General features: G+C 72.5%; 17 protein-coding genes and 1 pseudogene. 14 read left to right on the forward strand and 4 right to left on the reverse strand.

Annotated elements, in window-relative coordinates:
• Window positions 1-138: 138 nt before the first annotated feature.
• Both O7634_RS16265 and O7634_RS16270 read left to right on the forward strand, forming a co-directional pair.
• Window positions 139-1,071 carry a thiamine-phosphate kinase gene (locus O7634_RS16265; RefSeq protein ID WP_278153986.1) on the forward strand — a complete coding sequence of 311 codons (933 nt, stop codon included), beginning with the start codon at window positions 139-141 and terminating at the stop codon, window positions 1,069-1,071.
• A gap of 29 nt (window positions 1,072-1,100) precedes the next feature.
• A complete protein-coding gene (locus tag O7634_RS16270; protein ID WP_278150970.1) occupies window positions 1,101-1,562 on the forward strand; it encodes a GNAT family N-acetyltransferase in 462 nt (153 codons plus the stop codon).
• Window positions 1,563-1,680: 118 nt separating this feature from the next.
• Here O7634_RS16270 and rpmB read toward each other — a convergent pair whose 3' ends face one another.
• A complete protein-coding gene (rpmB, locus tag O7634_RS16275; RefSeq protein WP_011905179.1) occupies window positions 1,681-1,872 on the reverse strand; it encodes a 50S ribosomal protein L28 in 192 nt (63 codons plus the stop codon).
• A 217-nt stretch (window positions 1,873-2,089) separates the two neighbouring features.
• Between rpmB and O7634_RS16280 the strand changes: the two genes are divergently transcribed.
• The gene (locus O7634_RS16280) at window positions 2,090-3,703 is read left to right on the forward strand and encodes a DAK2 domain-containing protein (protein ID WP_278150971.1); all 1,614 of its coding nucleotides are present in this window, start codon (window positions 2,090-2,092) and stop codon (window positions 3,701-3,703) included.
• Window positions 3,700-5,898 (forward strand): ATP-dependent DNA helicase RecG, encoded by a 2,199-nt coding sequence (gene recG, locus O7634_RS16285; protein WP_278150972.1) that lies wholly within the window; start codon window positions 3,700-3,702, stop codon window positions 5,896-5,898. The genes O7634_RS16280 and recG overlap by 4 nt, the downstream gene beginning before the upstream one ends.
• A gap of 150 nt (window positions 5,899-6,048) precedes the next feature.
• Here recG and O7634_RS16290 read toward each other — a convergent pair whose 3' ends face one another.
• The gene (locus O7634_RS16290; RefSeq protein WP_278150973.1) at window positions 6,049-7,566 is read right to left on the reverse strand and encodes a cell wall anchor protein; all 1,518 of its coding nucleotides are present in this window, start codon (window positions 7,564-7,566) and stop codon (window positions 6,049-6,051) included.
• A gap of 305 nt (window positions 7,567-7,871) precedes the next feature.
• Between O7634_RS16290 and rsmD the strand changes: the two genes are divergently transcribed.
• The 9 genes and pseudogenes from rsmD (at window position 7,872) to O7634_RS16335 (ending at window position 15,894) form a co-directional block, all read left to right on the forward strand.
• Window positions 7,872-8,435, forward strand: a complete 564-nt coding sequence (gene rsmD, locus O7634_RS16295; protein WP_278150974.1) for a 16S rRNA (guanine(966)-N(2))-methyltransferase RsmD — start codon at window positions 7,872-7,874, stop codon at window positions 8,433-8,435.
• Complete coding sequence (gene coaD / locus O7634_RS16300; protein WP_278150975.1) at window positions 8,432-8,914, forward strand: pantetheine-phosphate adenylyltransferase; 483 nt, start codon at window positions 8,432-8,434, stop codon at window positions 8,912-8,914. Before rsmD ends, coaD begins: the two co-directional genes overlap by 4 nt.
• 282 nt (window positions 8,915-9,196) lie before the next feature.
• Window positions 9,197-9,694 carry a hypothetical protein gene (locus O7634_RS16305; RefSeq protein ID WP_278150976.1) on the forward strand — a complete coding sequence of 166 codons (498 nt, stop codon included), beginning with the start codon at window positions 9,197-9,199 and terminating at the stop codon, window positions 9,692-9,694.
• A gap of 111 nt (window positions 9,695-9,805) precedes the next feature.
• On the forward strand, window positions 9,806-10,369 hold the full coding sequence (locus tag O7634_RS16310; RefSeq protein ID WP_278150977.1) for a YceD family protein: 564 nt from the start codon (window positions 9,806-9,808) through the stop codon (window positions 10,367-10,369).
• Between the two features lie 5 nt (window positions 10,370-10,374).
• Window positions 10,375-10,548 (forward strand): 50S ribosomal protein L32, encoded by a 174-nt coding sequence (rpmF, locus tag O7634_RS16315; protein WP_030335284.1) that lies wholly within the window; start codon window positions 10,375-10,377, stop codon window positions 10,546-10,548.
• A gap of 114 nt (window positions 10,549-10,662) precedes the next feature.
• On the forward strand, window positions 10,663-11,646 hold the full coding sequence (locus tag O7634_RS16320) for a phosphate acyltransferase PlsX (protein WP_278150978.1): 984 nt from the start codon (window positions 10,663-10,665) through the stop codon (window positions 11,644-11,646).
• A pseudogene (gene rnc / locus O7634_RS16325) lies at window positions 11,643-12,350 on the forward strand (ribonuclease III); the annotation flags it as partial. The gene O7634_RS16320 and the pseudogene rnc, both read left to right, overlap by 4 nt.
• 244 nt (window positions 12,351-12,594) lie before the next feature.
• The gene (gene mutM, locus O7634_RS16330; RefSeq protein WP_278150979.1) at window positions 12,595-13,452 is read left to right on the forward strand and encodes a bifunctional DNA-formamidopyrimidine glycosylase/DNA-(apurinic or apyrimidinic site) lyase; all 858 of its coding nucleotides are present in this window, start codon (window positions 12,595-12,597) and stop codon (window positions 13,450-13,452) included.
• Between the two features lie 222 nt (window positions 13,453-13,674).
• Window positions 13,675-15,894 carry an MMPL family transporter gene (locus tag O7634_RS16335; protein ID WP_278150980.1) on the forward strand — a complete coding sequence of 740 codons (2,220 nt, stop codon included), beginning with the start codon at window positions 13,675-13,677 and terminating at the stop codon, window positions 15,892-15,894.
• A gap of 245 nt (window positions 15,895-16,139) precedes the next feature.
• Here O7634_RS16335 and O7634_RS16340 read toward each other — a convergent pair whose 3' ends face one another.
• Window positions 16,140-16,982, reverse strand: a complete 843-nt coding sequence (locus O7634_RS16340; RefSeq protein ID WP_278150981.1) for an endo alpha-1,4 polygalactosaminidase — start codon at window positions 16,980-16,982, stop codon at window positions 16,140-16,142.
• Between the two features lie 117 nt (window positions 16,983-17,099).
• The gene (locus O7634_RS16345) at window positions 17,100-18,293 is read right to left on the reverse strand and encodes a CAP domain-containing protein (RefSeq protein ID WP_278150982.1); all 1,194 of its coding nucleotides are present in this window, start codon (window positions 18,291-18,293) and stop codon (window positions 17,100-17,102) included.
• Between the two features lie 371 nt (window positions 18,294-18,664).
• Here O7634_RS16345 and O7634_RS16350 point away from each other — a divergent pair, with 371 nt between their 5' ends.
• Window positions 18,665-18,859, forward strand: a complete 195-nt coding sequence (locus tag O7634_RS16350) for a hypothetical protein (protein WP_007456482.1) — start codon at window positions 18,665-18,667, stop codon at window positions 18,857-18,859.
• Window positions 18,860-19,206: the final 347 nt, after the last annotated feature.

Raw genomic sequence — 19,206 nt, forward strand, 5'->3', positions numbered from 1 at the left:
CGTCGCCGCCCAGGAGCGGCCCGAAGGGTGAAACTACCTTACGGACCAGGTCTGATCCCTATCGGTGGTCAAGGAGCAGCGGTGAGCGAGCAGGGCCGAGCCGGGCGCGACGGGCGGAGCACCGAGGGTGGCGGAAGTGTGTCCGGAATCGGGGAGTTCGGGCTGATCGAGCGGATCACCGCCCGGCTGTCGTACGGGCCGACGACCCTGCTGGGCCCGGGTGACGACGCGGCGGTGGTGGCCGCGCCGGACGGCCGGGTGGCAGCCTCCACCGACGTGCTCGTCGACGGGCGGCACTTCCGGCGGGACTGGTGCTCGGCCGGCGACGTCGGGCACAAGGCGGCGGCGGCCAACCTGGCGGACATCGCCGCGATGGGTGCCACGCCGACAGCCCTGCTGGTCGCCCTCTGCGTGCCGGCCGACCTGGACACCGCCTGGGCCGAGGAGCTGGCCGACGGGCTCGCCGCGGAGGCGGCGACGGTCGGTGCCAGCGTCGTCGGCGGGGACATGTCCGCCAGCCCCACGTTGACCATCGCGGTCACCGCGCTCGGCGACCTGGAGGGCCGTCCGCCGGTGCTGCGCTCCGGCGCACGCCCCGGGGACGTGCTCGCCCTGGCCGGGCGCACCGGCTACGCGGCGGCCGGGCTGACGGTGCTCACCCGGGGCTTCCGGACCCCTCGGCTGCTGGTCGAGGCGTACCGCCGGCCGGTGGTGCCCTACCCGGCCGGCCCGCAGGCCGCCCGGCTGGGCGCCACCTCCATGATCGACGTGTCCGACGGGCTGCTGGCCGACCTCGGGCACGTGTCGGCGGCCAGCCGGGTGGGCATCGACGTCCGCCGGGGCGCGTTCGAGGTGCCCCGGCAGATGGCAGACGCGGCGCAGGCGCTCGGCGTCGACCCGTACACCTGGATCCTCGCCGGTGGCGAGGACCACGCCCTGGCCGCGACCTTCCCCCCGGCGGTGGCGTTGCCGTCGGGCTGGCAGCCGATCGGCGTCGTCACGGACGGTGTCGGAGTGACGGTGGACGGCGCGCCCTACGAGGGCGTGACCGGCTGGGACCACTTCCGGTGAGGTCCGGCGCTCTCCGTACCCTGGATACCGTGAGTGAGATCGAGATCCGGACGGTGCCGTTCGACGCGCCGGTGGCGCAGCACCTGATCCGTGCCGCGCTGGCCGACCTGGGTGCCCGTTACCACAGTTCCGGCGACGAGACCCCTGTCGACGCCACCGAGTTCGAACCGCCCGACGGTGTGTTCCTCGTCGCCTACCTGGCCGGTGAGCCGGTCGGGTGCGGAGGCTGGCGCAGCCACGGCGAGGGCACCGCCGAACTGAAGCGTATGTACACCGCGCCGGCGGCGCGCGGCCGGGGCGTCGCCCGGACGGTGCTGGCGGCCGTCGAGCGCTCGGCCCGCGACCAGGGCCGCAAGCGGGTGGTCCTGGAATGCGGCGACAAGCAGCCGGAGGCGATCGCCATGTACCGCTCCGCCGGGTACGAGCGGATCCCGAACTTCGGCTTCTACAAGGACGCGGAGGGCTGCATCTCCTTCGGCCGTACCCTCTGAGCGGTGTGCCGGTGCGTCGCGGGACGGACCCGCGGCGCCGCCGGCCGGGGGAAACACGACTCAGCCGGCGGACCGCTGGTCCGCCGGCTGAACCGAACGAGAGGGTGGTGCTACCGCGTCAGGCGCGGGTGACCTTGCCGGCCTTGATGCACGACGTGCAGACCTTCAGCTTCTTGGTGTTGCCGCCACCGGCCGGGGTACGCACCGACTGGATGTTCGGGTTCCAGCGGCGGTTGGTCCGCCGGTGCGAGTGGGACACGTTGTGGCCGAAGCCCGGTCCCTTGCCACAGACGTCGCACACGCTAGCCACGGGATACTCCTGGGATTGATACGTTCATGGGGTCGCCGGCAGGTGCTGCCCGGGCAACCTGGTCAGGTTACCCGATGACTCGTCGACCCGGCCAACCGGCCCGGCGGCAACGGTACCGGAAGGGCTGGTCCACGACCCGGCCCGTGCCGGAGCGGGGCACCGGGGGACACGCCGGACGAGTCCGGCGCGTGTCGGTGCGCGCCAGTAGGCTTCTGCCGTGCTGGACACCCTCGACGCCGCCGCGGTGCGCCGCTGGTGCGCGGGCGGGTTGGCCGCGCTCAAGCGCCACCAGGGCGAGATCGACCAGCTCAACGTCTATCCGGTCCCCGACGGCGACACCGGCACCAACCTGGTGCTCACCCTCACCTCGGCCCAGCAGGCCCTCGCGATGGATCTGGACACCCTGCCCGACAGCGGGCCGACCGCGCACGGGCACGCGCTGCGGCTGATGGCCCAGGGGGCGCTCCTCGGCGCGCGCGGCAACTCCGGGGTGATCCTCTCGCAGATCCTGCGCGGCTTCGCCGACGAGATCGCGACGGCGCCGACGGTGCGGGGCCGAGGGCTGGCCGCCGCCCTGCGGTCCGGGGCCGCCGCCGCGTACACCGCGGTGGCCCGACCGGTCGAGGGCACGGTGCTCAGTGTGGTCGCGGCGGCGGCCGACGCGGCCGAGCGAGCCGGCACCGACGAGCTGCCGGTGGTGGCCGACGTCGCGGCGCGGGCGGCGGCCGACGCTCTCGCCCGGACCCCGGAGCAGCTACCCGCGCTGGCCCGCGCGGGAGTGGTCGACGCGGGTGGTCGGGGGTTCTGCGTGCTGCTCGACGCCCTGGTGGAGGTGCTGACCGGGGAGAGCGCCGCGGCGCCCGCGCCGGTGCCGCGCGCCGTCCGCCCGGCGGCCACCGTCGCCCGGGAGACCGGTTCCGAGGAGTACGCCTACGAGGTGCAGTTCCTGCTCGACGCCCCGGCCGAGGCGGTCACCGGGTTGCGGCGGGCGCTCGACGCCCTGGGTGATTCCCTCGTCGTGGTCGGCGACGGGCGTGAGCCGGTCGCCACCTGGAACGTGCACGTGCACGTCAACGACGTCGGGGCGGCGATCGAAGCCGCAGTGGTCGCCGGCCGCCCGTACCGGATCTCGGTGACCCGTTTCGCCGACCAGGCGGAGCACCTCGCCGGCCCGGCGACGGCCGGCCGGGCCGCGGTGGTGGTGGCCACCGGCAGCGGAATCGCCGAGCTGTTCGCCGCCGAGGGTGCCACCGTGGTGCCGGCCAACCCGTCCACCGGTGAGTTGCTGGACGCCGTCCGCGGCACCGGCGCGGCGCGGGTGGTGGTGCTGCCCAACGACGCCAACACGGAGGCGGTGGCGAGCGCCGCGGCCCGCGAGGCGCATCGGCACGGCATCAAGGTGAGCGTGGTGCCGACCCGCTCACCGGTGCAGGCGTTGGCCGCCCTCGCCGTCCGCGACGAGGACCGCCGCTTCGAGGACGACGTGATCGCGATGGCCGAGGCGGCGGGCGCCTGCCGGTACGCCGAGGTCTGCCACGCCAGCCGCGAGGCGCTGACGGTGGCCGGTCCCTGTCGTCCGGGCGACGTGCTGGCGCTGGTGGAGGGAGAGGTGCACCTGGTCGGCACCGACCTCACCGACATCTGCACGGGCGTCGTCGACCGGATGCTCGGCGGCGGGGGAGAGCTGGTCACCCTGTTGGCCGGGGTGGACGCCCCGGAGGGGCTCACCGACGCCGTCCGCGCGCACGTCGCCGGGCGCTGGCCGTTCGTCGAGGTGCACGCGTACCCGGGCGGTCAGCCGTTCTACCCGCTCCTGGTAGGGATCGAATGAGCGAACCAGCCACCGTGGACACGCCGCTGAAGAAGCTGGTGGGGGACAAGACAGCCAAGGCGTTGGCCGCGCACCTCGACCTGCACACGGCGGGTGACCTGGTCTACCACTTCCCGCGCCGCTACGACGAGCGGGGCGAGCACACCGACATCCGCTCGTTGGACGTCGGCGAGCAGGTCACCGTCATGGCCCAGGTGCAGCGCACCACGGTCCGCCCGATGCGCCAGCGACGCGGCAACCTGCTGGAGGTCACCGTCGGCGACGGCTCCGGCGGGGTGCTGACGTTGACCTTCTTCGGCAACCAGGCGTGGCGTGAGCGGGAGCTGCGCCCCGGCCGGTGGGGGTTGTTCGCCGGCAAGGTCACCGAGTTCCGGGGCAAACGGCAGCTCAACGGCCCGGAGTACGTGCTGCTCGGCGACGGCGGTGACGGTGAGGCGGCGGTCGGCGACGACATCGAGGAGTTCGCCGGCGCGCTGATCCCGGTCTACCCGGCCGCCGCCGCCGTGCCGACCTGGGTGATCGCGCGGTGTGTGCGGGTCGTGCTGGACACGTTCACCCCGCCGGACGACCCGCTACCGGCCGACCTGCGCGCCAGCCGCAAGCTGGTCGGGCTGGGCACCGCGCTGACCGACATCCACCGGCCGTCCAGCAAGGAGGCGCTCTACCGGGCGCGTCGGCGACTCAAGTGGGACGAGGCGTTCGCCGTCCAGTTGACACTGGTACAGCGCAAGCACCGGGCGGCCGACTGGCCGGCCCGACCCCGACCGGCACGCCCGGGTGGCCTGCTGGAGGCGTTCGACGCCCGGCTGCCGTACGAGCTGACGGCCGGCCAGCGGGACGTGGGCGTCGAGATCGCCGCGGACCTGGCCGCCCCGCATCCGATGCACCGGCTGTTGCAGGGCGAGGTCGGCTCGGGCAAGACGGTGGTGGCGCTGCGGGCGATGCTCCAGGTCGTCGACGCGGGCGGGCAGGCGGCCCTGCTGGCACCCACCGAGGTGCTGGCCGCCCAGCATTACCGCGGCATGCTCGACCTGCTCGGCCCGCTCGGCCGGGCCGGTGAGCTGGGCGCCGCCGAGCACGCGACCGGTGTGGAGTTGGTCACCGGCTCGCTGGGCGCGGCGGCCCGCCGCCGGGCGCTGGGCGAGGTGGCCAGCGGCGCGGCCGGCATCGTGCTCGGCACCCACGCCCTGCTCTACGAGGGCGTCGACTTCGCCGACCTCGGCCTGGTCGTCGTCGACGAGCAGCACCGCTTCGGCGTGGAGCAGCGTGACGCGCTGCGGGCGAAGGCCGACCAGCCACCGCACGTGCTGGTGATGACGGCCACCCCGATCCCGCGCACTGTCGCCATGACCGTCTACGGCGACCTGGAGGTCTCCACGCTGTCCCAGTTGCCGCGGGGCCGGTCGCCGATCGCCTCGCACGTCGTGCCGGCCGCCGAGAAGCCCGCCTACCTGGACCGCGCCTGGCGCCGGTTGCGCGAGGAGGTGGCCGCCGGCCATCAGGCGTACGTGGTGTGCCCGCGGATCGGCGCGGGCCCGGCGTCCGAGGAGGAGCCGCCGGCGGTCGACGACAACGGGCGTCGTCCGCCGCTGGCGGTGACCGAGGTGGCCCCGTTGCTCGCCGAGGGCCCGCTGCACGGTCTGCGGATCGGGGTGTTGCACGGCCGGCTGCCGGCCGACGAGAAGGACGCGGTGATGCGCTCCTTCGCCGCCGGCGACCTGGACGTGCTGGTCGCCACGACGGTGGTCGAGGTCGGCGTGGACGTGCCGAACGCGACAGTGATGATCGTGCTGGACGCCGACCGCTTCGGTGTCTCCCAGCTGCACCAGTTGCGGGGCCGGGTCGGTCGGGGCGCAGCCGCCGGGCTCTGCCTGCTGGTCACCGAGGCGGCCGAGGGTTCGTCGGCGCGGGAGCGGCTGGACGCCGTGGCGTCCACGAGCGACGGTTTCACGCTCGCCGAACTCGATCTTGAGCAGCGCCGCGAGGGCGACGTGCTCGGCGCCACCCAGTCCGGGCGCCGCTCGCACCTGCGGCTGCTGTCCCTGCTGAAGGACGCCGACCTGATTCGCGACGCCCGTGCCGAGGCGATCACCCTGATCGAGGACGACCCGGAGTTGACCCGCAACCCGGCGCTGGCCGCCTCCATCGCCGCGCTCGTCGACGAGGACCGCGCGGAGTACCTGGAGAAGGGCTGACACCGACCCGGCTGCCCTGATCCGCCCCCGGTTCCTGGAAACCGGGGCTACTCGCCGTCGGGTGAACCGGGTCATCACACTCGGCCCCGCACGGCGAAGGGCGCGCCGACCGGATGGTCGGCGCGCCCTTCGTTGTCAGCGCGGGTTGCCTCAGGCGGTGAAGCGCACCCGACGACGACGGGCCATCACGAACAGGACGGCACCGGCCGCGAGCAGCACCAGCGCGCCGGCGATGATGCCGCCGGTGGCGGCGCCGGTCACCGGGAGACCCGGCTCCTCGCCGCCAGCGCCACCGCCGCCGCAGTTGCCCTCCGGCGTGTAGATCGCCTCAAGCTCGAGGTCCATGTCCGGCAGGGCGACGATCGCGGTCTTGTCCTTGCCGGCCTTGAAGGTCACCGTCTCCGCCGCGCCGGCGGCGACCGTACGGGTCTCGGTCTTGCCGTCGTACGTGAAGGTCGCCTTGACCGGCAGCCCACCCTCGGGGTTGGTCGCGGTGAGGGTGAAGTTCTTGCAGTCGGCCTCGGTGGTGATGGCCGGCAGCGGGCAGTCCTCGGGGCGCTGCCACGAGTACGTGCCGTTCTCGACGACCTTGCCGTCGACCAGCACCTCGATCTTGCCGGCGTCGGCGGCGGGAACCACGACGCTGGTGTCGGCCTTGCCGGCCGGGACGGAGACCTTCTTGGTGAAGCCGTTCTCGCCCTTGACCTCGAACTCGACAGCGTACTTGCTGATCTTGCCGTCGTTGCTCAGCGAGACGGCGACCGAACCGTCGCAGTTGGACGCGAAGGTCGAGGCCGGGGTGGTGCAGCTCTTGCTGCCGCCGTTGTACCAGCCCTGCGGGCCCGTCGACCGGTTGCCCGGGGCGCCCTTCGAGCCGAGCTTCTCGTTGCCGTACCGCTTGCCGCCCTCGACCAGCTCCTCGATGACGCCCTCCTTGCCGCCCCAGATCAGGTCGACCTGGGTGTGGCAGTCCGGGATCTCGACGTCCAGCGTGATCTCGGTCTTGGTGCCACCGATCCAGTCGCTGTCCGGCGTGCCGTACACGTACTGCGGGGTGGCGAACTGCGGACGCGGCGCGAAGTACGACACCAGCGTGAACCACTGCTTGCCCTCGCCGCAGAGCGGCAGGTCACCGTCGAGCTTGACGGTGGCGGTGCCCTTCGGACCGTCGAAGGTGTGGCTGTACTCGGCCTTGTCGACGTCGACGCACTTCGGGGCCGGCGCGCAGGACTCGTCGGCGGCGATGTTGATGCTGCCGTCGTTCGTCTTCTCGGCGGTCTTGACGTCCTCGACCCACCACTCGGCGTGCACCTCGAGCTTGGCGGTGGTCGTGTTGCCCGGCACCCGCTGGACGGCGGTGACGGTCTTGCTCTTACCGAGCAGGTAGCCCTCCAGCGGCACCTCCTTCGCGCCCTCGATGGCGACGTTCACCGGGGTGTCCGGGGTCGTCGTCACCTTCTGGAGCGTCGCGTCCTTGTTGGCTTCGCTGTTCTGCACCGTCCACTCGATCACGCGCTCGCCGGTGAGCCGGTCGCACTCGACGGTGGCGTTGATGGTGGTGTGGTGTGCACTGGCTGGGGCGGCCACTGCGACGACCCCGGTGAAGCCGATGAGGGCGGCTCCCAGGATGGCCAGCGGTCGCCGGAGCGACAGCTTGGGACGGATCACGGGTACTCCTGGAGTGCTGAAGCGTCAGGGGTGTGGCACGAGAGTGACAGTGGACGGTCACTGCACGTCCGGTCGGAGAGGGGCCCTCCCGCGCCGCGGGCCGGTGGGTTGCCGCCGGCACCCGGCAGACCCTAGCGAGATCGCAGCGCGTGATACAGCGCTCAGGATTTGCTAAGACGGATGTTATGAAGTTGAGATCATTGATATACGGCAAGTGATCAGTCCGTTCGGTTGGTGGTACCTACCGTGTCGGCCGGGCGGTCCCGCCGGTCGCGTAGCGTCAGGGTCATGAGCAGGAGGAGACGGTGACCCGGATCGTGGCCGGGACGCTCGGCGGCCGGCGGATCGCCGCGCCCCCCGGCGCCGGCACCCGCCCCACCTCCGACCGGGTCCGCGAGGCGTTGTTCAGTGCCGTCCAGGCCGAGGTCGACCTCGACGGGGTCCGCTTCGCCGACCTGTACGCCGGCTCCGGCGCGGTCGGGCTGGAGGCGCTCTCCCGGGGCGCCCGGCACGTGCTGCTTGTCGAGTCCGACCCACGGGCGGCCCGGGTGATCCGGGAGAACGTGGCAGCCCTGCGTGCCGGCCCGGCGGCCCGCCTGGTCACCGGGAAGGTGGCGACGGTGCTGGCCGCCGGCCCGGACGGCGAGCCGTACGACGTGGTGTTCGCCGACCCGCCGTACGCGGTGCCGGAGGTGGAGATCACCGCGCTGCTGGCCGCGCTCGTCGAGCAGCGCTGGCTGGCTCCCGACGCGCTCGTGGTGGTGGAGCGATCCAGCCGGACCAGGGAGTTCGACTGGGTGGAGGGGATCACCGCCGCGCGCAGTCGCCGCTACGGCGAGACCACTCTTTGGTACGGTCGCCGATCATGAGACGTGCGGTGTGCCCCGGCTCGTTCGATCCGGTCACCAACGGACACCTCGACATCATCGGTCGGGCCAGTCGGCTCTTCGACGAGGTGATCGTCGGCGTGCTGGTGAACCAGTCGAAGAGTGGCCTGTTCACCGTCGAGGAGCGGATCGAGATGCTCCGCGAGGTGACGTCCTCGTACGACAACGTACGGGTGGAGTCGTTCCGTGGGCTGCTGGTGGACTTCTGCCGCGCCCAGCAGGCGAGTGTGCTGATCAAGGGCCTGCGGGCGGTGAGCGACTTCGACTACGAGTTGCAGATGGCCCAGATGAACGTCGGGCTGGCCGGCGTCGAGACACTCTTCATGCCGACCAACCCGCTCTACTCGTTCCTCTCGTCGAGCCTGGTCAAGGACGTGGCCAAGTGGGGCGGCGACATCTCCGCCCACGTCCCCGACCCGGTCCGCGAGGCCCTCCGGTCCCGCCTGACCCCCCGCCCCTAACCCCGCCCTCGTCCCCGCCCCCGCCCTCGCCCCCGCCCCCGCCCCCGCGATCTTGCACTTGTGGCTGTCGTATTGCCCCTTCATGGTCGATATGACGCAGCAGTAAGTGCAAGATCGACGAGGAGTGGGGGGTGCGGGGTGCGGGGAGTGACGTTGTCGCGACGCGCCGGGTTGGGGTCTGTGGGGCTGGTGTGGGACGGGCACGACATGATGGTGGCGCGGGGAACGGCCGTAGCCCGCATCATGGAGGTCGGCCGACGAACGACAGGAGTGAGGTAGCCGGTGGACCCGCTCGATCGCATCGACGAACTGATCGCCATCCTGGAGCAGGCCCGCTCCGTCCCGATGTCGCGCAACAACTGCATGGTCGACCGGGGTGAGATGATCGCGGCGCTCGACGAGATTCGCGCCGATCTCCCCGCCGACCTGCGTCGCGCCGCCGCGCTCCTGGAGGAGCGGGACAAGATCATGGAAGCCGGCAAGCGTGAGGCGGACCGGATCATTAGCGAGGGTGAGGCGGAACACGCCCGCCTGGTCTCGGTGAACGAGATCACCGTCTCGGCCGAGCACGAGGGCGCCCGGATCATCGGCGAGGCCCGGGCCGAGGCGCAGCGCCTGCGTGAGGAGGTCGACGACTACGTCGACACGGCGCTGGCCAACTTCGAGCAGTTCCTCACCCGGGCGCTGGCCTCGATAGAACGCGGTCGCGACAAGATGCACGCCCTGCGGGAGATCGGCACGTTCGCTGGGGACGAGGCGGAACGCCCGCTACCCTTCTGAGCGGCACCTCACCAGCCGACATTCTCGCCGCAGGCGTCGCCCCCGGTTCGACTGGCGGGCGGTCGTCCAGGTAACCTTTTTTGTCGGCCTCTCACCGGCCGGAGTCTAACTATGCCCAAACACTCGCCATCGACACTCGACCCCAGGTCGCCGCTGGTCCTCGACACGAGGGACCTGCCGCGCCGCCCTGGCCTGTTGCGTGAGGTCCAGCGGGTCGTGCCGGCACCGGCGGACCTCGGTGTGGAGTTGATCGGCGTGCCGGAGGGCGCGGACCTCGACCTCGACCTGAGGTTGCAGTCGGTGTCCGAGGGCGTGCTCGTCTCCGGGACCATCACCGGTCCCGTCCGGGGTGAGTGCGGCCGTTGCCTGCGCGAGATCAACGACTCGATGGGCGTGACGATCCAGGAGCTGTACGCGTACGAGGACAGCACCACGGACGCCACGACCGACGAGGACGAGGTGGGCCGGATGCAGGGCGATCTGATCGACCTGGAGCCGGCGCTGCGGGACGCGTTGGTGCTCACGCTGCCGACCAACCCGCTCTGCCGGGAGGACTGCCCAGGACTGTGCCCCGACTGTGGGGCGCACTGGGATGATCTGCCGGCCGACCACAGTCACCAGCAGATCGACCCGCGTTGGGCGGGCCTGTCGCAACTGACCGTTACAGAGGAGTAAGAACCGTGGCCGTCCCGAAGCGCAAGATGTCGCGCAGCAACACCCGGTCCCGCCGGGCGAACTGGAAGGCGACAGTGGTCGCGACCGTCGCGTGCCCGCAGTGCAAGTCCCCGAAGCTGCCGCACGCCGCGTGCTCCGTCTGCGGCACCTACAACGGCCGCCAGGTTCTCGAGGTCTGACCTGGACGCCGAGTGACGCCTCCGACCTCAGGTCGGGCGGCACGCGCATCCTGGCATTCGCCCGGTGCGCCGGCTCCCTCCGACGCCGGCCGGTCTGCTCCGGCCGGCGTTCCGGTGGAGCCGGGCGCCGCGCGGATCGCCGTTGACCTCCTCGGCGGGGACGACGCTCCCGCCGTCGTGGTTGACGGCGCTCTGCGGGCCATGCGCGCCGACCCTGACCTGCATCTTCTTCTCGTCGGTCCGGCCGAGGTCGCCGACGGGCTGATCGCTGCCCTCGATCCGGCGCAGCGCGCCCGGGTCACGGTGCGACCCGTCCGTGCCGTGGTCGGCATGGCCGACCATCCCAGCGCCGCCCGCGCCGAGAGCACCGTCCGGGCCGCCGTCACCGCGGTCCGGGACGGAACCGCCGACGCCCTGGTCTCCGCCGGCGCCACCGGCGCCACCGTCACCGCCGCAGTGCTCGGTCTCGGCCGCTGGCCGGAGATCCGCCAACCCGCGCTGGTCGCGACCCTGCCGGCGGTGGCCGGACCGGTAGTGCTCCTCGACGTCGGAGGCTCCCTGGAGCCCCGCCCCGCCACCCTCGCCCGGCACGCCGCGCTCGGCGCCGCGTACGCCGCCGTGGCGCACTCGATCGCCGCGCCCCGGGTCGGACTGCTCTCCGTCGGTACGGAGGCCGGCAAGGGGGACCGCGTCCGCCGGGCCACCGACCCGCTGCTCGCCGTCGAACACCTACCCGCCGGGGCGCGCTACGTCGGCCTTGTCGAGGGGTACGACGTCGCTGTCGGCGCCCGCGCCGACGTGGTCGTCACCGACGGGTTCACCGGTAACGTGCTGCTCAAGGCCGTCGAGGGGGCGTACTCGATGGCCGGTGGCCCGCCCGCCGAGGGCGGTGCCCCCCGGGCGGCGGCCCTGCTGGGCGTCGCGGGGACGGTCGTGGTCTGCCACGGGGCCGCCCGCGCCGACGACGTCGCCTCCGGCATCGCCCTCGCCGCCCACCTGTGGCGGCGAGACGCCACCGACCTCGTCGCCGCGCTGCTCGATGGCGACGCCGCGACGGACCGCACCGACCGCTCCACCGACACCGAGGTACGCACATGAGCAACGACAAGCGCCGACGGGCGTCCATCGGTCATCTGGAAGCCGCGTTCGGCGTGAGCCTGGAGCCGGAGCTGCTCCAGCGCGCGTTGACCCACCGCTCGTACGCGTACGAGAACGGCGGGCTGCCCACCAACGAGCGGCTGGAGTTCCTCGGCGACTCGGTGCTCGGCGTGGTGATCACCACGGCGCTCTTCCACAACCATCCCGACCTGCCCGAGGGGCAGTTGGCGAAGCTGCGCGCCAGCGTGGTCAACATGCGGGCGCTCGCCGACGTGGCACGTGGGCTGGGCCCGGACGGCCTCGGCGCGTACCTGCTGCTCGGCAAGGGCGAAGAGACCACCGGTGGTCGGGACAAGGCCAGCATCCTGGCCGACACCCTGGAGGCGCTGCTCGGCGCGATCTACCTCCAGTACGGGCTGGACACCACGGCGATCGTGATCCACCGGCTCTTCGACCCGTTGATGGCCGAGTCGGCCGGGCGGGGCGCCGCTCTGGACTGGAAGACCAGCCTCCAGGAGCTGACGGCGGCGCTCGGCCTCGGCGTCCCGGAGTACCGGATCGAGGGCACCGGCCCCGACCACCTCAAGACGTTCACCGCCTGGGTGGTGGTGGCCGGCAACCGGTACGGCGGTGCCGAGGGGCGCAGCAAGAAGGAGGCCGAGCAGCGGGCCGCCGAGGCCGCCTGGCGCACGCTCGCCGAGCAGAACGGCCAGGACGGCGCGGCAGGTCAGCGGGTGGGCACCAGCCAGGACGGCGGCGCCGCCGGCCAGAACGGCAAGGCCGCCGACGCGCTACCGAACCGGGCGGTGGGCACTGGCGACGCGACCGACCAGGGCGATCCCGGGCCGCTGGAGCGCGCCGGGCGGGCGGCGGAGGCCGAGCAGGCCGACCACCTGGCGCAGGCCCTGCCGGCCAGCGGCGCGGACGGCCACGAGACGGGGTTGCGGCGTGCCTGAGCTGCCCGAGGTGGAGACGGTCCGGCAGGGGCTGGCCCAGTGGGTCGTCGGCCGCCGGATCGTCTCCGTCGAGGTGCGTCACCCGCGGGCGGTCCGTCGGCACGTCCCGGGCGCCGTGCACTTCGCCGACGTGCTCGCCGGGCGCACGGTGCTGGACGCCCGCCGTCGCGGCAAGTACCTGTGGCTGCCCCTGGACAGCGGCGACGCGATCATCGGACACCTCGGGATGTCCGGTCAGCTGCTGATCCAGCCACCGGGAACGGCGGACGAGACCCACCTGCGGGTCCGGTTCCGGTTCGACGACGACGGCCCGGAGCTGCGCTTCGTCGACCAACGCACGTTCGGCGGGCTCGCCGTCAGCGAGGGAGGCGCCGAGTTGCCCGCCGAGATCGCGCACATCGCCCGCGACCCGATGGACCCGGAGTTCTCCGACGCGGCGTTCGGCGCGGCGCTGCGCCGCCGGCACACCGAGGTGAAGCGGGCACTGCTCGACCAGACGCTGATCTCCGGGGTGGGCAACATCTACGCCGACGAGGCGCTCTGGCGGGCCCGGCTGCACGGTGCCCGACCGACCGACGCGTTGACCGGCCCCGCGGCCCAGCGCCTGCTGGATCACGTCCGCGACGTGCTGGCCGAGGCGATCACCGAGGGTGGCACCAGTTTCGACGCCCTCTACGTCAACGTCAACGGCGAGAGCGGCTACTTCGACCGGGCGCTCAACGCCTACGGCCGGGAGGGCGATCCCTGCCGCCGCTGCGGCGCGCCCATCCGCCGCGAGGCGTTCATGAACCGCTCGTCGTACAGCTGCCCACGCTGCCAGCCCCGGCCCCGGGGTTCCCTACGGGGATGACCCGGAGTCGTCTCCGGGGCGCCGCCGGCGGGTCGCGGCGCGTCGCTCCGGGCTGGACCCGGGGGTACGACCGAATCGCGGTCGATGTCCGCCGCGCCCACCCCCGCTCCCCACTGCGGTGATTCCAGGGTGAGCCAGGGCCGATCCCCGATGTGACCGTCTCGTCACCTACCTAGCGTCAGCACCGATGAATGGGGGGCTGACGTGACAGGGGGACCCGTGATGGGGAAAAGACCGGTGACGGTGCGGTTGGCGCGGTGGAGCGCCGAGCACCCGTGGCGCGCGATCGCACTCTGGATCGTGTTCGTGGCGGTGTGTTTCGTCGGCGGCAACGCCGCCGGCCTCAACGAGGCCACCGGCGATGACCAGGCGATCGGCGAGGCGGGCCGGGCCGGGCTCATCGTGACCGCCGGCGACTTCGACAACCCGGCGGTGGACAACGTCCTGATCACCTCCCGCAGCGGCGCGCTGGACCAGGCGGCGGCGCGGGCGGCCGCCGACGACGCGGCGGCCCGATTGCGTACGGTCACCGGAGTGGCCGAGGTCGGCCAGCCGATCCCCGCCCGGGACGGCTCGGCGCTGCTGCTGCCGATCACCATGTCGGGTGACCCGGAGACGGCCTCGGAACGCGTCCAGCCGTTGCGGGACGCCACCGCCACCGTCCAGAAGGCCCACCCGCAGCTCCGCGTCGAACAGGTCGGCGGACCGTCGATCGGGCAGGCCCTCGACGACACGCTGGGCAAGGACTTCAAGCGCGCCGAGCTGCTCAGCCTGCCGGTCACGCTGGCGATCCTGATCATCGCGTTCGGCGCGCTGATCGCGGCGAGCGTGCCGGTGCTGCTGGCGCTCTCCTCGGTCGCCGCCGCGATGGGCCTGTCCACCCTCGCCTCGCACCTGGTGCCGGCCACCGACACCACCGGGCCGGTGATCCTGCTGATCGGCATGGCGGTCGGGGTGGACTACTCGCTCTTCTACATCCGTCGGGAGCGCGAGGAACGCGCGAAGGGCCGATCCGGCCTGGACGCCGTCGAGATCGCTGCGGAGACTTCCGGCCACGCCGTCGTGGTGTCCGGGTTCGCGGTGATCATCTCGATGGCCGGGCTGCTGCTTGCCGGCGACGTGGTCTTCTCGTCCCTCGCCGTCGGCTCGATCCTCGTGGTCGCCGTCGCGGTGGCCGGTTCGCTGACCGTCCTGCCCGCCCTGCTGGCCCGACTCGGCCGCTGGGTCGACCGGCCCCGGGTGCCGCTGCTCTGGCGACTGACCGCCCCGCGTACCGGTCGGCACGGCCAGCCCCGCGCGCCCCGGCTCTGGCCCGCGGTGCTCCGGCCCGCGCTGCGTGCGCCGGTGGCGACGCTCGTCATCTCGGTCGGGCTGCTGCTCGCGCTGGCCGCGCCGGCGCTGGGTATGAAGCTGAAGTTCCCCGGCATGGAGGACCTGCCCCGCACCACACCGGCCATGCAGGCGTACGACCGGCTCACCGCCGCGTTCCCGTCCGCCGGCACCAACCACGTGGTGGCCGTCCGGGCGCCCGCGGAGCAGGTTGACCGGGTCCGCGCCGCCCTCACCGAACTCTCCACCCGGGCGGCGGGCGACCCGCTGTTCGCCCCAGTCGAGGCGGACGGGCCGAAGATCGAGGTGTCGGCCGACCGGCGGGTGTCGGTGCTGGACGTCGCCACCCCGTACGCCAGCCGGGACGACCGGTCGGCGCGGTCACTGGAGAAGCTGCGCGAGGACCTGGTCCCGGCCGAGCTGCGGGGCATCCCCGGCGTCGAGTACGCGGTCGGCGGCAGCGTGGCCGACAGCGTCGACTACGCGCAGCATGTGCGGGACAAGTTGCCGCTGGTCATGGGCTTCGTGCTGGTGTTGACCTTTCTGGTCATGGCGTTCACCTTCCGGTCGGTGGTGGTCGCGGTCAGCTCGATCGCGCTGAACCTGCTCTCCGCCGGCGCCGCGTACGGCCTGTTGGTGCTGGTCTTTCAGGGTGAGTGGGCGGAGGGGCTGCTCGGGTTCACCTCGATGGGCGCGATCGTGTCCTGGCTGCCGCTGTTCCTCTTCGTGGTGCTCTTCGGTCTCTCGATGGACTACCACGTGTTCGTGGTCAGCCGGATTCGCGAGGGGGTGCGGTCCGGCATGCCCAACCGCGACGCCGTGTCGTACGGGATCACCTCGTCGGCCGGGGTGGTGACGAGCGCGGCGGTCGTGATGGTCGGGGTGTTCTCGATCTTCGCCACGTTGAGCACCATCGACATGAAACAGCTCGGCATCGGCCTGGCGGCGGCGATCCTGCTGGACGCCACGATCATCCGGGGAGTGGTGCTGCCGGCGCTGATGACCATGCTGGGTGACGCCAACTGGTGGGCCCCGCGCTTCCTGAGGCCCCGCCCGGAACCCGCTCCCACCGACCCCCGCGAACCCGCCCCACAACTAGTCCCGGTGCCCTGACCCTCCCACCCTCGCCCCGCCCCACCCTCCTCGCCCTCCGCACCCGCGCCCCGGGACCTCGACCTTTGATCTCGTTGATCTTGCACTTGCTGCCGCGACATAAGTGGGCCAAGTCCACAATTCGGCAACAGAAAGTGCAAGATCGCCGGGGCGTGGGGCGTGGGGCGTGGGGCGTGGGGCGTGGGGCGTGGGGCGTGGGGCGTGGGGCGTGGGGCGTGGGGCGTGGGGCGTGGGGCGTGGGGTGGTTACGGGAGGGGGCAGGGTTGGCGGGGGGCGTCCAGGGTGCGGTCCTTGCGGATGGACGCGAAGCCGTAGCCCACCGTGGTGACGCAGAAGTCGTCGGTCGAGCCGGTGTACTCCACGTGGAAGACCGGCTTGCCGGCGTCGGTGAAGGGCAGCAGCTTGGCGCACTGGTTCAGCCGGACGCACTCCTCGTTGACGGCGAAGTCGAAATCCGGGGCCAGCGCGGCGACCTGCGGAACGTCATTGATCAGCCCGGGAGACAGGCTCAGTGAGCGGGCCAGCTCGGCCAGCCGCCGGTTGAACAGCAGTTGGTCGTCGAAGTCGAGCGGGAAACCGGTGGGGGACGCGTACCCGTCGGCGTCAGCGAGGGCCACCGCGCCGAAGCCCTTGCCCCGGCAGAGCCGGAACCGGTCGGCAAGCACCGGTTCGAGGGTGTCCCAGGCCCGCACGTCCAGCCATCGGCTGTCAGGCCGGCGTCCGGCCGCTCCCCGTACGACGTCGGGTAGGCGGCTCGCGTCCGGGTCTGCGGAGCGGACCGACCCGACGTACACCTGGCAGATCAACCGGCGGTCGCGGGAGCGCAGGTCGGCGGTCTGCGCGCTGGTGGTGCCCACCGGGTCGAGCAGGAAGACAGTCGCGTCCACCGCCGGGTCGAGGGGGCCGGTGAGCTGCCACTGCCACTGCCAGTGCCGAGCCTGGTCGGCCGGCCACGCGGTGGGCGCGCCGGGTGGGGTCACCTCGGGTCGACAGCCGTACGCCGGCACCGCCAGCACGAGGACGACTCCTGCCGACAGGGCGCGGCGCAGCGGGCGTACGGCGATGTGACGCCGTGGCCGGATCCGCATCGGCAGCTCCCGGGTCCCGGGCGGCCCCGCGCCACCCTCGCCGGCACCCGGCCCGCACGCGCCGGTCCGGCATACCTCAGCCTGTCAAACGAGCGCGGGGGCGGGAACGACGCGCGCTCAGCGCGGCGCCGCGAAGACCTGCGTCCAGTACGGCCCGTTGCTGCTGGCGATGCCGACGCCGATCTCGGTGAACGCGCAGTTCAGGATGTTGGCGCGGTGACCGGAGCTGTTCATCCACGCGTCCATGACGGCGGTCGGGCTCTTCTGGTTCCAGGCGACGTTCTCGCCGTACGTCCGCCAGGTGTAGCCGACCCGGTCCAACCTGGTGCCGGCGTTGCTGCCGTCGCTGCCGGTGTGGGACATCTTCTGGTGGTCGGCCTGGTCCTGGCTGTGCCGCTGGGCGGCCGTCATCAACTTCTCGTTGATGGTCAGCGCCTTGCAACCGGCCTTGGCCCGTTCGGCGTTGACCAGGTCCACGACCTCGCGGGCCTGCGCGCTGACGGCGCCGCTGGAGCCGGTGGACCCGCTCGAACCGCCGTTCGTACTCGGCGCGCTGCTGCGCTCGACGCCGCGGCGCGACGCGGCGGTGGTCCGGGAGGCGGCCGGTGTGGGCTTGACGACCTTGCTCGGCGTCGGGCTGGCGGACGTCGGGCTGGGTGTGGCGGACGGCGAGGGCGCGGCGAGTGTGTCGAGCGCCGGCTCCTCGGTCGGCGCGGCGGGTGTGGCATAGGTGTCGTCGACGGCTGTCGACTGCGGGGCGCCGTCGTCACCACCGGGCATCGCGAGCGCGCCGACGCCGACGCTCACCACGAGGGTGGCGGCCGCCGCGGCGCCGCCGATCATCAGCGGCCGACGCCAGCGGCGTGGGGAGCGGTGCCGCCCCTCGCCGGTGCGGCCGGTCGCCGCGGCGTCTCGCCAGGTGCCGGAGGTTCCCGCCGCGGCGTCGCTGTGCCAGTCGTCAGTCCGCTGCGTGCCCGGATCGGGGCGCCACCCGTCGGACGCGCCCGGGGCCGGGGGGTTGCCGGCCCAGCGGTCCGTCGTGCTGTCCGGGTCGTGGCTCGCCCAGCTGGCGGTCGGCGCGTCGGCGTGGGCGGCCCGCTCGGGCTGGCGGTCGGCGGCGGACTGCTCCCGGTGCCACTGTTCGTCAGCCTGCTCCCGGTGCCACTCGGCGTCGGACTGGCCGGGCTCGTCGCCGAACAGGTAGGCCGAACGGGGCTCCGGGCGGTCGTGCAGCCAGGCCGGCTCGTCGGTCGGCCGTCCGGCGCGCCGGGGGGCGCCGTTCGGGTCCATTGGATCGGTCCAGCCGTGCACGCCTATGCCTCCCGTTGTCGGTAGTGGGCCGGGCTGACGCTACGGCGAGCCTGCGACCTGCGGCAACGCGGCTAAGAAAGAGTTAAGGGGAAGTCGGACACGAGGGTGCGGACTTCTGCCGATCCGGGCGTACAGTAAAGGCGTCCGGACAGAGCGTGTCCGTGCCTTGCGGCAGCCCCCCGACAAGTGGACAGGTCGACGTGGAGATGATCTACGGCCTGCGAGAACTTGACGAAGGAGGGGTTTGCGGCTCAATATATAGGTGTCGCCAGTCGCGCCCGGTCATGCCCAGATACAGCCTGGAATGACAGCCGCGTACAAATGGGCGCGCGTTGGCCGGCCTTTCCGGCAGCGCATATCAAGGAGTCAGCATGGCGAAGGCCCTCTACGGCCACGTAGGTGCAGCGCCCGACCGGCGTCTGCTCGACGAGGTCACCCGACTGCGTGCCAGGGTTCAGGCACTGGAGTTCGAGATCACGCGTCTGCGTGCCGACAATGATCGGCTCGCGGCGGCTGCGGCGGAGGCGGACGATCTGCTCCGTCTGGCCGAGCCGGCGCTGACCTGATCTCCACGTCGAAAAAACTGAATCGCACCACCGCAGAAATGCGCGCCGACACCTCCGTGCCGGCGCGCAACACTGTCCGGGGGCCTTTAGCCGTCGGACCATTCGTGATCTTGCTGTGGGTCGCGTACCGGAACCGCGACCGTAGTTCCGTAAACTGCGGCACCGGATAAGCGATCATGAAAAGCTGTTGTCTTTTGGTCGACCCACTGAACAACAGCGCGCCCTCGGTCGGCGCGGCCCGGGGCGGGTCGCGTGCCGACCCGGTCCCACCGCCGGGTTAGTCTGCGAGTTCACCCAGGTCCCGCAGCCGGCGACGGTACGGCGGCCACCGGACGAGGATCGAGTAG

This window comes from Micromonospora sp. WMMD1120 (assembly GCF_029626235.1).
Classification (GTDB): domain Bacteria; phylum Actinomycetota; class Actinomycetes; order Mycobacteriales; family Micromonosporaceae; genus Micromonospora.